Source organism: Halobellus captivus (assembly GCF_003697845.1).
Classification (GTDB): Archaea; Halobacteriota; Halobacteria; order Halobacteriales; family Haloferacaceae; genus Halorubrum; species Halorubrum glutamatedens.
Window position 1 is genome coordinate 146,217 of the sequence record NZ_RDQE01000001.1, and the last position, 13,668, is coordinate 159,884.

At 68.7% G+C, this 13,668-nt stretch carries 18 protein-coding genes and 1 tRNA gene; 7 read left to right on the forward strand and 12 right to left on the reverse strand.

The window, feature by feature from the left end:
* Positions 1 to 14: 14 nt before the first annotated feature.
* Together EAO78_RS00780 and EAO78_RS00785 are read left to right on the forward strand one after the other, a co-directional pair.
* The gene (locus tag EAO78_RS00780; protein ID WP_122103962.1) at positions 15 to 389 is read left to right on the forward strand and encodes a thioredoxin family protein; all 375 of its coding nucleotides are present in this window, start codon (positions 15 to 17) and stop codon (positions 387 to 389) included.
* Positions 390 to 434: 45 nt separating this feature from the next.
* On the forward strand, positions 435 to 1,652 hold the full coding sequence (locus tag EAO78_RS00785) for an MFS transporter (RefSeq protein WP_122103963.1): 1,218 nt from the start codon (positions 435 to 437) through the stop codon (positions 1,650 to 1,652).
* 36 nt (positions 1,653 to 1,688) lie between these two features.
* Here EAO78_RS00785 and EAO78_RS00790 read toward each other — a convergent pair whose 3' ends face one another.
* From EAO78_RS00790 to EAO78_RS18020, 5 genes are all read right to left on the reverse strand, one after another.
* Positions 1,689 to 2,249: a class I SAM-dependent methyltransferase gene (locus tag EAO78_RS00790; RefSeq protein WP_122103964.1), complete on the reverse strand. Its 561-nt coding sequence runs from the start codon at positions 2,247 to 2,249 to the stop codon at positions 1,689 to 1,691.
* Between the two features lie 4 nt (positions 2,250 to 2,253).
* Complete coding sequence (locus EAO78_RS00795; RefSeq protein ID WP_122103965.1) at positions 2,254 to 3,372, reverse strand: aminotransferase class V-fold PLP-dependent enzyme; 1,119 nt, start codon at positions 3,370 to 3,372, stop codon at positions 2,254 to 2,256.
* 26 nt (positions 3,373 to 3,398) lie between these two features.
* Positions 3,399 to 3,743, reverse strand: coding sequence for a thioredoxin (trxA, locus tag EAO78_RS00800; RefSeq protein WP_122103966.1), 345 nt, complete (start codon positions 3,741 to 3,743; stop codon positions 3,399 to 3,401).
* A gap of 88 nt (positions 3,744 to 3,831) precedes the next feature.
* On the reverse strand, positions 3,832 to 4,875 hold the full coding sequence (locus tag EAO78_RS00805; protein WP_122103967.1) for a sulfite exporter TauE/SafE family protein: 1,044 nt from the start codon (positions 4,873 to 4,875) through the stop codon (positions 3,832 to 3,834).
* Positions 4,872 to 5,033: a DUF7512 family protein gene (locus tag EAO78_RS18020; protein ID WP_203227797.1), complete on the reverse strand. Its 162-nt coding sequence runs from the start codon at positions 5,031 to 5,033 to the stop codon at positions 4,872 to 4,874. The genes EAO78_RS00805 and EAO78_RS18020 overlap by 4 nt, the downstream gene beginning before the upstream one ends.
* Before the next feature lie 405 nt (positions 5,034 to 5,438).
* On the opposite strand from EAO78_RS18020, the gene EAO78_RS00810 reads away from it, so the two are divergent.
* Together EAO78_RS00810 and EAO78_RS00815 are read left to right on the forward strand one after the other, a co-directional pair.
* Positions 5,439 to 5,663, forward strand: coding sequence for a hypothetical protein (locus tag EAO78_RS00810; RefSeq protein WP_122103968.1), 225 nt, complete (start codon positions 5,439 to 5,441; stop codon positions 5,661 to 5,663).
* Between the two features lie 162 nt (positions 5,664 to 5,825).
* Positions 5,826 to 6,173, forward strand: a complete 348-nt coding sequence (locus EAO78_RS00815; RefSeq protein ID WP_203227798.1) for a DsrE family protein — start codon at positions 5,826 to 5,828, stop codon at positions 6,171 to 6,173.
* Positions 6,174 to 6,185: 12 nt separating this feature from the next.
* Here the strand turns inward: EAO78_RS00815 and EAO78_RS00820 are convergent, their stop codons facing one another.
* Together EAO78_RS00820 and EAO78_RS00825 are read right to left on the reverse strand one after the other, a co-directional pair.
* Positions 6,186 to 6,584: a helix-turn-helix domain-containing protein gene (locus tag EAO78_RS00820; protein WP_122103969.1), complete on the reverse strand. Its 399-nt coding sequence runs from the start codon at positions 6,582 to 6,584 to the stop codon at positions 6,186 to 6,188.
* Between the two features lie 105 nt (positions 6,585 to 6,689).
* Positions 6,690 to 7,541, reverse strand: a complete 852-nt coding sequence (locus tag EAO78_RS00825) for a universal stress protein (protein WP_122104193.1) — start codon at positions 7,539 to 7,541, stop codon at positions 6,690 to 6,692.
* Between the two features lie 189 nt (positions 7,542 to 7,730).
* Between EAO78_RS00825 and EAO78_RS18025 the strand changes: the two genes are divergently transcribed.
* Positions 7,731 to 7,892: a hypothetical protein gene (locus EAO78_RS18025; RefSeq protein ID WP_203227799.1), complete on the forward strand. Its 162-nt coding sequence runs from the start codon at positions 7,731 to 7,733 to the stop codon at positions 7,890 to 7,892.
* A gap of 48 nt (positions 7,893 to 7,940) precedes the next feature.
* Here the strand turns inward: EAO78_RS18025 and EAO78_RS00830 are convergent, their stop codons facing one another.
* From EAO78_RS00830 to EAO78_RS00840, 3 genes are read right to left on the reverse strand one after another with little or no spacing between them, the layout of a single operon-like run.
* Positions 7,941 to 8,762, reverse strand: a complete 822-nt coding sequence (locus EAO78_RS00830; protein ID WP_122103970.1) for an ABC transporter ATP-binding protein — start codon at positions 8,760 to 8,762, stop codon at positions 7,941 to 7,943.
* Complete coding sequence (locus EAO78_RS00835) at positions 8,750 to 9,553, reverse strand: ABC transporter permease (RefSeq protein ID WP_122103971.1); 804 nt, start codon at positions 9,551 to 9,553, stop codon at positions 8,750 to 8,752. The genes EAO78_RS00830 and EAO78_RS00835 overlap by 13 nt, the downstream gene beginning before the upstream one ends.
* A complete protein-coding gene (locus tag EAO78_RS00840; protein WP_122103972.1) occupies positions 9,553 to 10,575 on the reverse strand; it encodes an ABC transporter substrate-binding protein in 1,023 nt (340 codons plus the stop codon). The genes EAO78_RS00835 and EAO78_RS00840 overlap by 1 nt, the downstream gene beginning before the upstream one ends.
* A 238-nt stretch (positions 10,576 to 10,813) precedes the next feature.
* On the opposite strand from EAO78_RS00840, the gene EAO78_RS00845 reads away from it, so the two are divergent.
* Positions 10,814 to 11,725 carry a 1,4-dihydroxy-2-naphthoyl-CoA synthase gene (locus tag EAO78_RS00845; RefSeq protein ID WP_122103973.1) on the forward strand — a complete coding sequence of 304 codons (912 nt, stop codon included), beginning with the start codon at positions 10,814 to 10,816 and terminating at the stop codon, positions 11,723 to 11,725.
* 557 nt (positions 11,726 to 12,282) lie between these two features.
* On the opposite strand, the gene EAO78_RS00850 is transcribed toward EAO78_RS00845, so the two are convergent.
* A tRNA-Leu gene (locus tag EAO78_RS00850) sits at positions 12,283 to 12,367 on the reverse strand.
* A 54-nt stretch (positions 12,368 to 12,421) separates the two neighbouring features.
* Complete coding sequence (locus EAO78_RS00855; protein ID WP_122104194.1) at positions 12,422 to 12,784, reverse strand: ferredoxin; 363 nt, start codon at positions 12,782 to 12,784, stop codon at positions 12,422 to 12,424.
* A 184-nt stretch (positions 12,785 to 12,968) separates the two neighbouring features.
* Here EAO78_RS00855 and EAO78_RS00860 point away from each other — a divergent pair, with 184 nt between their 5' ends.
* A complete protein-coding gene (locus EAO78_RS00860) occupies positions 12,969 to 13,340 on the forward strand; it encodes a 30S ribosomal protein S8e (protein ID WP_122103974.1) in 372 nt (123 codons plus the stop codon).
* Positions 13,341 to 13,668 lie beyond the last annotated feature (328 nt).

The following is a 13,668-nucleotide window of genomic DNA, read 5'->3' on the forward strand; positions in this document are numbered from 1 at the left end:
GAACAATAGTGTGTATGGAATCCAATACTGTATCGACGGGAGAGGACCACGCGAGGGACGCCCCGCGTGGTCGTCCGACCTCGCTCGCCGACGAGTCCGCCCTCGACGACTTCCTCGCCGACACCGACGCCGCGCTCGTCGAGTTCTACACCGAAGGGTGCGGGATCTGCGCGAGCATGGAGCCCGTCCTCGGCAACGTCGCCCGCACGGTCGACGTCGACGTGGCGCTCGTGAATCCCCGCGACGACCCGCCGCTCGTCGAGCGGTTCGACGTGCGCAGCGTGCCGCTCTTCGTCCTCTTCGTCGACGGCGAGCCGGTCGCCCGCCGCGCGGAGGGGTTCATCCCCGGAGACGACCTCACGGCGTGGGTTCGCGAGGTCGTCGAGTAACGGATCGGTAGTCGGATTTTTGTCCCCGGTCGACTCCGCGTACGCATGGCGACCATTGCTAACGGGAAGTGGCGTGCGCTCGTTCTCGTCGGGATCGCGGAACTGTTCGCGATGACCCTCTGGTTTAGCGGCACGGCGGTCGGCCCGGAACTGGCCGAGGCGTGGAGCCTCTCCGCCGCCGAGACGGCGTGGCTGACGAACGCCGTCCAACTCGGGTTCGTCGTCGGTGCGCTGCTGTCGGCGTCATTCACCGTCGCTGACGTCGTTCCGCCACGGTATCTCTTCGCCGGCTCGGCGCTCACGGGCGCCGCCGTGACGGCGCTCATCGCCGGCGTCGTTTCCAGCGGCCTCCCGGCCATCGCTCTCCGATTCCTCACCGGCGTCACCCTCGCGGGCGTCTATCCGACGGGCATGAAGATGATGGCGGCGTGGTTCGACGAGGGACGTGGTCTCGCCATCGGCGTCCTCGTCGGCGCGCTCACCGTCGGCTCGGCGTCGCCACACCTCCTCCGAGCGATCGGCGGCGTCGGTCGTCCCGACCTCGTCCTCTACGGGACCGCGGGGCTCGCCGCCCTCGGCGGGCTTCTCGTCCTAGCGTACGAGGACGGCCCTCACCAGCCCGAGACGTCCCCGTTCGACCCCGGCGCGATCCGGCGTATCGTCACCGACCGCGGCGTCGTCCTGGCGAACGTCGGCTACTTCGGCCACATGTGGGAGCTGTACGCCGTCTGGACATGGGTCCCGATATATCTCGTCGCCAGCCTCGAGGCCGGGGGTACGGCGAACGCGGGACGGCTCGCTTCGCTCCTGGCGTTCGGAACCATCGCGATCGGCGGCGTGGGGGCCTGGATCGCGGGGTCGGCGGCCGACCGCTGGGGCCGATCCCTGGTGACGAGCGTCTCGATGGGCGTCTCCGGCACCGCCTGTCTCCTCGCCGGCCTCGTCTACGGCTCGTCGCTTCTCGTGGTCGTTCCGTTCGTCCTGGTCTGGGGGTTCTTCATCGTCGCGGACTCCGCACAGTTCTCCGCGGCCGTCTCGGAACTCGCCGACTCGAGCTACGTCGGCTCCGCGCTGACGCTCCAGACCGCCGTCGGCTTCCTCATCACCATGGCCTCCATCCGGCTGATCCCCGCGGTTCGGAACGTCGCCGGCTGGCGGTGGGCCTTCGTTCCGCTCGTGGTCGGTCCCCTCGTCGGGACGGGCGCGATGCTGTGGCTGCGGTCGCTCCCGGAGGCCGCCCGACTGGCGGACGGCCGCGGATAGAGTTCCATCCGACTGACGGACGGCGGCAGGGTTCCGTCACCCTCGCGGCGCCAGCGCGACGACCGCGAACGTCTCGGTGCGGGTCGTCCCGTGGACGACCTCGAAGCCGGCTCCCTCGAGCATCGCGGTCGCGTCCGCGAGGTCGTACCGCTCGTCGAGCGGCGGCCCGGCGGCGGCGTCGCCGTCGGCGGACCAGTCGAAGACGACGAACCGCCCCTCGGCCCGTAGCACTCTGGCGACCTCGGCGACCGCGTCGTCGTCGGCGAACTCGTGGAACGTCATCGTCGAGAAGGCGGCGTCGAGCTCGCCCGCCGCGAACGGCAGGTCGGCCACGTCGCTCTCGACGAGTTCGACGTTCTCGGGGAGTCCCTTCTCGCGGTACGCCGCGTGCATCTCCGCCTGGAGGTCGACGCCGTACACCGTCCCGGCGTGGGGCGCGACGTCGTCGGTGTAGAATCCGGTCCCGCTGCCCAGGTCGGCGACGGCGTCGTCGTCGGGATCGACCGCGTCGACCAGCTCCTCGCGCGAGACCCAGGCGTAGCGCTCGGGGTCCTCGAGCTTCGCCGCCCGGTCGGCGTCGAACGTGTGAAATCCCATTCGGCTACGGTTCCCCGTTCAGCGCCTCGCACACCTCGTCGATCTCCCGCTCCGTCGAGACCGCGTGGACCGACACGCGGACCGCGTCCGGATGCGGCAGGTCGCGGATCACGATCCCCTGATCGAGGAGCCGCTCGACGGTCGCCTCGGGTTCCTCGACGTCGAACGTGACGAGCCCGGTCTCGTACTCGGCCGGGCTCAGGAGGCGCTCCTCGTCGACGCCCTCCTTCAGGCGGTCGGTGAGCGTCTCGATCCGGCTCTCGATCGCGTCGAGGCCGATCGACTCGATGGCGTCGATCCCCTCCAACAGGGCGACGTGTGCCGCCGGGGTTGTGGTGCCGACCTCGAATCGCTTCGCGCCGGGGGCGTACTCGATGTCGTGAGCGGTGGGCGTCTCCACGCCGCGGTAGCCGACGGTGCCGGGGGTCATCCCCTCGGCGACCGCGCGGTCGACGTAGAGGAAGCCCGCTCCCCACGGCCCGAGCAGCCACTTGTGGCCGGCGGCCGCGACCGCGTCCGCGCCCCACGCGTGGACGTCCACCGGGACCTGCCCCGGCGACTGGACCGCGTCGACGAGCGTGAACGCGCCCGCGTCGTTCGCCACCTCGACGAGTTCCCGGACGGGGAGACGCGTGCCGTGCGTCCAGGTGATCGCGCTGAAACAGACGAGCCGCGCGTCCGTGACCGCGTCGGCGAACGCGTCGCGGTCGATCCGGCCGCCCTCGGTCTCGACGACGCGGACCTCGATCCCGACCTCCTCCTCGAGCTGTCGCCAGGGGAGCACGCCCGCCGGGTGTTCGACGTCGGTCCGGACGACCACGTCGCCCGGCTGCCAGTCGATCGCGGCGGCGATCCGCGCGATCCCGTCGGTCGTACTCTCGGTTAGCGCGATCTCCTCGGGGTCGGCCCCCAGCAGCGCCGCGATCCGCTCGCGGACCGTCTCGTAGGTCCCGAACGCGTGCTCGTACGGGTCCGTCTCGGCCACGTCGTACTCGTGGCCCGCGAGGAAGTCGGCGGCGGCGTCGACGACGAACTCCGGGCTCGGTCCGTGTGCGCCGTAGTTGAGGTACGCCGTCTCCTCGTCCAGCGCGGGAACGTCCGCCCGGAGTTCCCGCGGGGTCATGCGGACCCCTCCGGCTTCGCGGTCATTCACTCGAGCCGCCCGCTGACGGCCTCGCGGAGGGCGTCCTCGGTCTGTGCGCCGACCATTCGGTCGGCGACTTCACCGCCGGCGAACACCAGGAGCGTCGGGATGCCCTGAACGCCGTACTCGGCGGCGAGTCCCTGGTGCTGATCGACGTCGACCTTCAGGACCGCCGCGTCCGTCCCGGACGCGACCGCCTCGACGGCCGGCTCCATCATCTGACAGGGACCACACCAGTCGGCGTAGAAGTCCACGAGCACCACGTCGTGCCCGGTCACGAAGTCGTCGAAGTCGTCGGCACTCTCGAGCGCGACGGGTTCGGTCGGCACGGGTTCGCTGGTTTGTGTCATCATCGAGACGTACGCACCCCGTCCCCATAACGGTTTTGGATGTCTAATACAATACTCCGGGTCGGTCGGTTCGTGGGCGGAGCGTCGTTCACTCGCCACGCCGGGGCGATCCGGGGACGCCGCGGGTCCGTCGCACGGCGAGCGCGCCGTGATAGAGGATCATCGCACAGACGAGCAGCGCGGACCCGATCAGGAGGACGAAGCTGAGCCGGTCGAGGACCGGCATCGACAGCCACGAGGAGAGCTCGCCGATCCCGACCGCGGCGCTGGCGACGAGCAGCATGAGTCCGAAGTAGATCGTCACGTCGTCCTCGTCGACGTAGGCGGTCGCGCTCGAGCCGATCCGCGCGCCGAGCGCGCTGCCCACGAGCAATGCCGTGACGATCCCGAGGTCGATCACGCCCGCGCGGCCGTAGGTGAACGCGCCGACCGCCCCGGACATGAGCCCGCCGAAGAGGCTCGTCCCGACCGCGGCCGCGAGCGACGTGCCGATCACGTAGTAGATCGCGGGCATCCGGACGAACCCGCCGCCGACGCCGAGGAACCCGGAGACGAGCCCGACGCCGCCGCCGACGCCGGAGATCGTCCACAGCGACGCCCGGCTGCCGTCCGCGAGCGTGGTCATCGGCGGGATCTCGTACGACTGGATCTTTCGGGCGATCGCCGGGACCTCGTCGGCGTCACCTTCGGAGTCGTCGCCGTCGTCATCGTCGGTATCCAGCGCGCTCCGCGTGAACAACACGCCTATCGCCGCCAGCAGGAGCACGTACGCGACGCCGACGACGACGTTCGCGATCCCGAGCACCTCGAGTCCGAAGACGAGCCGGCTTCCGAGCTCGATGCCGACGGAGATCCCGACGAACATCAGCGCGCCGAGCTTGTAGTCGACCTGCCCGGCGTCGTGGTGTTTCATCGTCGCGATCGCCGCGGTCCCGAACACGAACGCCATCGAGCTGCCGATGGCGACCGGGGCGGGATAGCCGAGGATCAACAGCGCGGGCGTGACGAGGAACGAGCCCCCCATCCCGAAGAACCCGAAGAACACGCCGACCATGAAGCCGAAGGCGACGAACAGGCCGAAGATCTCCGGGCCGAGACCGAGGAGCTCGGTCGCCGCGATGGAGCCGATCATCTCGCCTTCGCGAGCCGATCCAGGACGGCCGGCCCGACCGCCTCCTCCACGGCCCCGTACCCGACGTAGAGGGCGATCGCCTCGAGGAGGACGACTCCGATCACCGCGAGTGCCTGTACCGACGGCGACGCGCCCGCGAGGAGCTCCGTGCCGGTCATCGGCTCCCCCCGTCCTCCGTCGTCCGCGTTCCGTGCCGGATCGGTCGATCGATGTCGGTCATGTACTCGAGGATAGCCGACAGGGAGATATAACGGTTTTGGGTTAGTTGTACAATACTATATTCGAGTGGGAGACGGGAAACGATAGATAACGTATTCGTATTATTTCTCGTGATTCGTTCCGATCACACCGATCCGTCGAATCGGCGCGTTTCACTCGCGATTTCCAGTCGATCCGCGTCGAGGGACCGTTCCACTTCCTCGAGACGTCGATCCGATGGTCGATCGTATCGTGTGTTTTCATGGGACTATTTAACACGATACGTCGTGACTCCGAGCCAACGTGTTCCCCGTTCGTGGGAATATCCATCCCTCCATTTATGTACGGGACGCGTACTGGCGGGTATGAGCCACTCATCACGTTCGTCTCGCATCGACCTCGACGCGGCGTTCAAGGCGTTCGGTGCGGTGACGATCCTGATCGGGGTCGTCCTCACCGTCGGCGTGCTGGCGCTCACCGACCCGTTCGGCGAGTACGTCACGACCACGCCGGCGGCGACCGGAAGCCTGCTCTTCACCGGGCTGCTCGCCGCGGTCGGCTACGCGGCCTACGCGCTCCGCCGCCGCTGAGGCCCGCAAAGCGTGTCGACGGTCGGCCCGGCCCGCCGTCGACGGTCGGTCCGACTCGATTCACCCCGACCCACTGCGTCGATCCGCCGCTTGGCCCGAACCGCGCTTGGTCGTCGACCGACGACGATGGAACTATATAGTCTTGACTATATTGCACAATACATGTCTGGCACACCGGACGACGTGGAGACGTTGGGGATCGTACTCGAAACCGCCGATCCCGAGCGCGCTTGGAACGCGTTCCGGCTCGGACTCACCGCCCTGGAGGACGGACGGGACGTCTCCGTGTTCCTCCTGGGTGAGGGAGTCGAAGCCGAGGAGATCACGGACGACGAGTTCGACGTGCGGGACCGCATGGAGGCGTTCGACGAGGCGGGCGGGGAGCTGCTCGCGTGCGGGACGTGCCTGGAGATGCGGAAACGCGACGGAAGCGAGGTCTGTCCGATATCGACGATGAACGACCTACTCGAGGTCGTGACGACCGCCGATCGAGTCCTGACTATCGGCTGAGCGACCGGCGTCCTAACTCGGCGCAGTTACCGACTCTGCGCCCTCGTACTTGTCCTCGAACTCCTGGATGAGCTGGCCCATCTTCGCGTACCAGTCGTTCAACATCCGCTGCATCTCTCCCGAGATCTTCTCGGGGTCGGTCGGCTGGTAGACGTGGTAGTAGCCGCCCTGGTCGTAGTTGATCTGTTCCTTGCTGATGAACCCGGTCTGGAGGAGCCGCTGGACCGCACGGTAGGCGGTCGAGCGCTCCCGGTCGACGGCCTCGCCGATCTCGTCGATCGTCAGCGGCTCCTCGCTCTCGACGAGCACCTGGAAACACTCCCTGTCCAGCGGTTTGAGTCCGTGGAAACACTCCAGTAACCCCTCACACTCCATGTCGCTCCGGAGCTGTTCGGCCAACGAGTCTGGCATGGTATTGCCCGCGAGTACGCCCCGTGTGCGTAAAAGGCTTGTGTATAGAACACACAATTCCGTGTGAACAGGCCCGTACTCGCCGATGTCCCCGATCTCGCGGGCTCAGGCCGATCGCGGCGGCGGCACCAGGAAGACGTTGCCGGTCGCGTTCACGACGACCTCCTCGCTCACACTGCCGAGGAGGAGTCGCCGCAGGCGGCTCCGACCGCGCGATCCGAGGAGCAAGGTGCTCGGCTCGTGTTCGCGCTCGGCGGCGAGGATCTCCGCCGCGAGATCCCCGCGTCTGACGTCGGTGCGGGCCTCGAGCCCCCACTCGTCGAGCCGGTCCCCGAGCTCACCGAGTCGTGCCTCCACGTCGCCCTCGTCGCCGGTGTCGTCCTTCGGCGACCGCACGTGAACCAGCGTGACCTCCTCGGTCGCGTGCCGGAGGTACTCGAACGTCTCGAAGGCGCGCTCGGCGTTCTCCGAGAAGTCGGTTGCGAAGAGCGTTCGCTTGAACAGGTGTCGGCGCACGGTCTCGGGGTCGTCGACGCCGCGTTCGATCCGATCGACGAGCAGCGGCACCACCGTGGTCCTGGCCAGGTTCCGTGCCGTCGACCCGATGACGCGGTTCTCGAGCGGGCTCTTCCCCCGTGATCCGACGAGGATCAGGTCCGCGCCGACCGCGCCGGCGATCCCGTTGATCCGTCGGTGTGGCGTCCCCCGAACCACGTGCGTCTCGACGTCGAACCCGGCGGCCTCGATCGTCGACCGGTAGCGGCGGAGCCCGCGTTTCCGACGCTTCTCGAAGTCGATCCCGGGCATCCCGGAGTGGACGTTCGAGGGCACCACCGTCACGAGATGGATCCGATCGACGCCGATCCGCGAGAGACAGTTCAGCCCGGTCTCCGACTCGACCATCGTCTCGCTCGCCGTCGAGAGGTCGGTCGCGAGCACGGCCGACTTCCCGCTCATCGGCTCCTCCTCCACTCTCGGTTCCTCTCCCGTCCTCGGCCCCTCCGCCGAGCTCGCCCCGATCCCCGTTCCGCCGCTCCATGCTGGCCGACAGTATTCTTCATACTGTACAATACTCTCGTCCGGAGATAAAACCCGCGGTCGTGTGACACCGAGGAGTATTCCCCGCGGGCGCCCGTCTCCCCGGGCATGACCGACGACGAGCCCGGACTCGCGGACGCGGTCGATCGATTCCTCGATGAGGCGGACGCGGCGTTCGACCAGTACGACCAGGGGTACGCCGACGCCGACGCGACCGTCGCGGTGCTTCGAAGCCACGCCGACGACCTGCGGGACGCCCTCGAGGAGTGAACGCGGGCGTGACGCCGAGTGACGCGTCGTGCCGTTCGGGCGGTGGATTCAGGCTCGTGCGCCGATCAGCTCCCGAACGCGGGCGACGTGCTCGCCGAATGCCGGATCGCCGCGCTCGCGCGGGCGGTCCACGTCGACGTCGACGACCTCGCGGACGCGACCCGGCTCGGCGGCCATCACCACGATCCGGTCGGCGAGCGTCACCGCCTCGGCGACGTCGTGGGTGACGAAGAGCACGGTCTTCCCCGTCGACGCCCACACGTCGAGCAGTTCGCGCTGGAGCATCTCGCGGGTCTGTGCGTCGACCGCGCCGAACGGCTCGTCCATCAACAGGAGAGTCGGATCGACGGCGAGCGCCCGCGCGATGGCGACGCGCTGTTTCATCCCGCCCGACAGCGACTTCGGATACGACTCGCGGAACTCCGACAGCCCGACGAGTTCGAGCATTTCGTCGACCCGCGCCGCGCGTTCGCCGGCCGACCGGTCGCTCCGATCGAGTCCGAACCCGACGTTCTCCTCGACGGTGAGCCACGGGAACAGATGGTACTCCTGGAAGACGACGCCCATGTCGGTCGTGGGGCCCGTCACCGGCGACCCCCCCAACCGAACCTCGCCGTCCGTGGCGTCGGCGAGTCCGGCGATGATCCGGAACAGCGTCGTCTTCCCGCAGCCGGAGGGACCGACGAGACAGAGGAACTCCCCGTCTTCGACCCCGAACGACACCTCCTCGAGCGCGCGGACCGGGTCGCCCTCCCCGTCGTACGTCTTCCCGACGCCGTCGACGACGACGCCCGTCTCGCTCGAACCACCGCCCGTCTCGGTCGCCGGATCTTCGTTCACGTCCGCCGGGTCCCCGTTCACGCCTGCCATATCAACACCCGCCGTTGAGCCGCACGGAACGCCACGTCGACGAGGAGATACATCAGGCTCAACACGAGGATGTACGCGATCACCTTGTCGACGAGGAGGTTGTTGCTCGCCCGAAGGATCTCGCGTCCGACGCCCGGCACGCCGAATATCTCGGAGGCGACGACGAGCATCCAGCAGCGTCCGAGGCCGGTTCGGATCCCGGTCATGATCCCCGGCAGCGACGCCGGGAGAACGATCGACCGGACCATGTCGAGGTCGCTGCGGACTCCGAGCGTCCGGCCCACGTCGAGGAGGTCCTTCGACACGCCCTCGACGGCCCCGTAGGCCGCGTAGAAGTTGATCCAGAACGCGCCGACGGCGATGATGAACGCCGCGCCCGCGTCGTTGATCCCGAACCACGCGATCGCGAACCCGATCAGCGCGAGCGGCGGGACCGGCCGAAGAACCCGAACGAGCGGCGCGGTGACGTCGTCGAGGAGCCCGCTCCAGGCGAAGGCGACGCCGGCGGCGACGCCGAGTCCCGTCCCGACGATCGTGCCGGGGAGCCAGTGGCGGACGCTCGACCACAGCGCGGCGGTCATCGTGCCGGACGCGAGCTCCTCGAGGAAAGTCCCCGCGACCGCGGCCGGCGAGGGCAACACGTACGCGGGCTGTGTGAGCGAGACGAGATACCAGAGGGCGAGGAACCCGACGATGCCGGCGATCCCGCGGAGGAGCCGGCGGGGATCGCCGAGATCGAATCCGGCCCGCAGACCGTTTCCGTCGAGTTCCCGTCCGATATCGGTGGCCATCAGAGCGACTCGTAGACGCTCGGATCGAAGACCTGCTCGTTCGTGAGCCGCTCGTCGATCTGTCCGTTGTTCGCCGCGAACTCCGAGAAGACGGGCGTCGCGTCGGTGATCTCCGCGGGATCGGTGACGAAGTTCGACAGCGGCGAGTCGAGAGCCTTCCGGGCCCGGTCCGCGGGCATTCCGATTCCCTCCTCGACGTGGGCCGCTGTCGCGTCGGGGTTCTCGTTGATGAAGTCGGTGGCACGGACGTGCTCCTCCAGGAACTGTGCGGCGAGCGGGGAGTCGCGGACCGCGTCGCTCATCAGGGTGACGGCGGCCGGCTGTCCGGGAAGGATCTCCGCGGCAGTTCGGAGCATCGTGACGGACGACCCCTCCTCGTCGGCGATCGTGGGAACCGGCTCCATGATCGAGGTGCCGTCGATCTCGTCGTTGGCGATCGCCTGCCAGACCGCGCTCGCGCCGCCTATCTCGATGATCTCGACGTCGTCGCTCGCCTCGGGATCGACGCCGACCTCCCCGAGCCAGTACCGGAGCAGTACGTCGGGGACGCTGCCCTGCGGGAAGGTGCCGAAGCGGAAGGGGCGGTCGTTCTCCTCCGCCCACATCGCGAACGCCTCCGCGCCGTGCTCCTCGAACGTCGGACGGAACGACGACTCCGCCATGATCCCCATCGGCTCGCGGATGTTCGCCGCCGTCACCTGTGCCGGGATGTCGCGATCGATGACGATCATCGCCGGTACGATTCCGAACATGGCGACGTCGATGTCGCCGCCGCCGAACGCCTGGATGATCGCGGGGCCGTCGGTGAACTCCTCGCCGGTGATCTCGGCGTCGATCTCGGAGAAGTAGCCCTCTCCCTCCATCACGTACCACTGGAGGTCCGGATATATCGGCATGTGCGCGACGGTCAACTCCTCCAGTCCGTCATCGCCGCCGAGACATCCGGCGATCCCCGCCGTCGCGGTTCCGCCCGCGGCCGCGAGGAAGGACCGCCGTGAGACTCCCGGGTTTCGCTGGTTCATGTCGATCCAACGGGATCGGGGATCAATACCCTCGCGCCACCAGCAATCGCCGACCGTACCGGTGACGAGGTTACGTCCCGATATCCGTCGCTTCACGCTTCTCGAGCGGGCTTTCCACCGATCCACTCGATCCCTCGCGTCCGCGATAGCCGTAACGATTGCCGGTCTTCGGGACGGGGATCCCGTTCCGTCGTCCCGACCCGCGGTCGTTTATGGTTCCCGCGCGCGACGGTCCGGCATGGTCTCGGAGATCTTCGACCCCGACGCGTGGGAGCCGGTTACCGACGAGTTCGAGGACGTGACGTACCACCGGGCTCGCGACGTACCCGTCGTCCGGATCGCGTTCGACCGGCCCGAGGTCCGGAACGCGTTCCGTCCGGGGACCGTCGACGAGCTGTACGCCGCCCTCGATCACGCGCGAAAGCGGGCCGACGTCGGCTGCGTCCTCCTGACGGGCAACGGTCCCTCGGAGAAGGACGGCGGCTGGGCGTTCTGCGCGGGCGGCGACCAGTCCGTCCGGGGCGGCTCGGGCTACGAGTACCGCGACGACGACGAGGCGAGCGAGGCGGACGACCCGCTCGTCCGCGAGGCGAAGGCGGGGCGGCTCCACGTCCTCGAGGTCCAGCGACTGATCCGGTTCATGCCGAAGCCCGTCGTCGCGGTCGTGCCGGGCTGGGCGGTCGGCGGCGGCCACTCGCTCCACGTCGTCTGTGACCTCACTCTCGCGAGCGCGGAGCACGCGAAGTTCCTCCAGACCGACCCCGACGTCGCCTCCTTCGACGGCGGGTTCGGCTCGGCGTACCTGGCGAAACAGATCGGTCAGAAGAAGGCCCGCGAGGTGTTCTTCCGCGGGAAGACCTACTCCGCGGCGGAGGCCGCGGACATGGGGATGGTCAACGAGGCGATCCCGCACGAGGAGCTCGAGGCCGTCGCGCTCGAGTGGGCCGAGGAGATGACCGCGAAGTCGCCGACCGCGATGCGGATGCTGAAGTACGCCTTCAACCTGACCGACGACGGCATGGTCGGCCAGCAGGTGTTCGCCGGCGAGGCCACCCGGCTGGCGTACATGACCGACGAGGCCCAGGAGGGTCGCGACGCCTTCCTCGAGAAGCGCGAGCCCGCGTTCGACGAGTACCCCTGGCACTACTGATCGAACTCGAACGTAGCCGCGGTCGGCGCGTGCCTCCGAGCGCCCGTCAGGGCGGGAGGAGCCCGCGCGAGGGACGCGGTGAGCGCTCGAAGAGCGTGAACCGCGAGGCTGGGGAGGCGTGAGGTGCGGAGCGGGGCGGGGCGGGATTCGAAGGGACGGGCGGGTCGGTCCTGCCCGGACGACGCAAGCACTCGGAGCCCGGAACGGCGAGCGAAGCGAGCCGCATGCCCGGATCGGGCGCGCAGCGAGTCCCGGCGGGTCGACCCGTCCGGGGCTTCGGCGGTCGTGTTCCGGGTCCCATCACTCACGGAGCACTCGTTGAGGTGCTTACTTCGCTCGCGTCCGCGCTCACCACCCGTTCCCTGCTTCGAATCCCTCCCAGCCGAGCCGCAGCGCTCACGGTGTGTGAGCGCCGCGACGTGCGGGGGAAGGGATTCGAACCAACGAAAGACGGTCCGGGCATGCGGCTCGCTTCGCTCGCGGTCCGGGCTGCGACTTTCCGGGTTCGAACCCTTCTGATCAGACTCCTGCGGCTCGCGAATTGCTCGCCGCAGGAGTGCGGGGGAAGGGATTCGAACCCTCGAACCTCTACAGGAGCGGATCTTAAGTCCGCCGCTTTTGGCCAGGCTCAGCCACCCCCGCGCGGATCCGGGTACCGCCGGCGGGGTCAAACCCCTTTCGGAACCCGGACCGCCCTCACCAGTCGACCGACAGCGTTCCGTCGCCGTGCGGGTCCGGCGCGATCTCCTCATCGGTCCGGCGGTCGACGACGTGGATGACGCCGCGCTCCTTCTTCGCCGGGCAGACCTCCGCGGCGCGAACGTTCTCGGCCAGGTCGTCCTCGCCGACGTAGTAGGTCCGCGGCTTCGCCATCCCGCTCACCACGTCCATCTCCCAGTTGTCGGCGACCTCCGCGCACTTGCCCGCGCCGAAGCACTTGTTCGCCTCGAAGACGATCTTGTACGGCTTCTCCTCGATCGGCGGCCCCTCGCCGCCGATGTCGCTCGCCGAGAGGACGTCGTCGTCTCCGTCGGCGTTCCCCTCGTTGTCGTCGCTCATACCTCTCGATCGGTGACCGCGGGACTTTCGTCTGTCGGTCGCGCGGTCCCGGGTCGGCTCGACCGACGCGTCCACGGGCCGCGCGGACGACCGGACGTCGGTCCGCCATCGGTCACGAGCGCCCGCGAGACGCCCGCCGACCGGAGTCGAACGCTTCAAGTATTCGCTGGCTGTTCGTAGGGACATGAAAGACCAGGGACGCTCCACGCGCAAGCGAACCGGCGGCCGACTGAAGCCCGCCGCGAAGAAGAAGCGCCACCAGCTCGGCCGCGAGCCCGCCGAGACGACGGTCGGCGAGACCCGCGTTCAGTACATCGACTCCCGCGGCAACGAGCGGAAGGTCCGCGCGCTCGCGACGAACGTCGCGCAGGTCGCCGACGGCGGCGAGGTCGTCGAGGCCGATATCGAGGACGTCGTCGAGAACCCCTCGAACGTCAACTACGTCCGCCGGAACATCGTCACCAAGGGTGCCGTCATCGAGACGAGCGAGGGGCGCGCCCGCGTCACCTCCCGACCCGGCCAGACCGGCCAGGTCAACGCGGTCCTGATCGAGTAGTTACGCCGTCGACCTCGGCGGAGCCGACCGTTCGGCAACGCGATCCACGACCCGATAGTCCCCACTCGACCGCTCGGTACGGCGTCGTCGTCGACGTGACACCGGAGAACGTCCCCGAAGCCCCCGCCTCGCGGCTGCCCTCTTGAGTCCCGCACCGCCTCGCCCCTTCGAGTCCCACCCCGCACCGTTCCACACCTCACGCCTCCCCAGCCTCGTCAGTCGCCTTCGCTTCACTCGGCGACTGACTCCCTCGCGCGGGCTCCTCGCGCCCGTCAGGGCGCTCGGAGGCACGCGCCGACCGTCTTCGTCCCACAACTGCCGACCGATC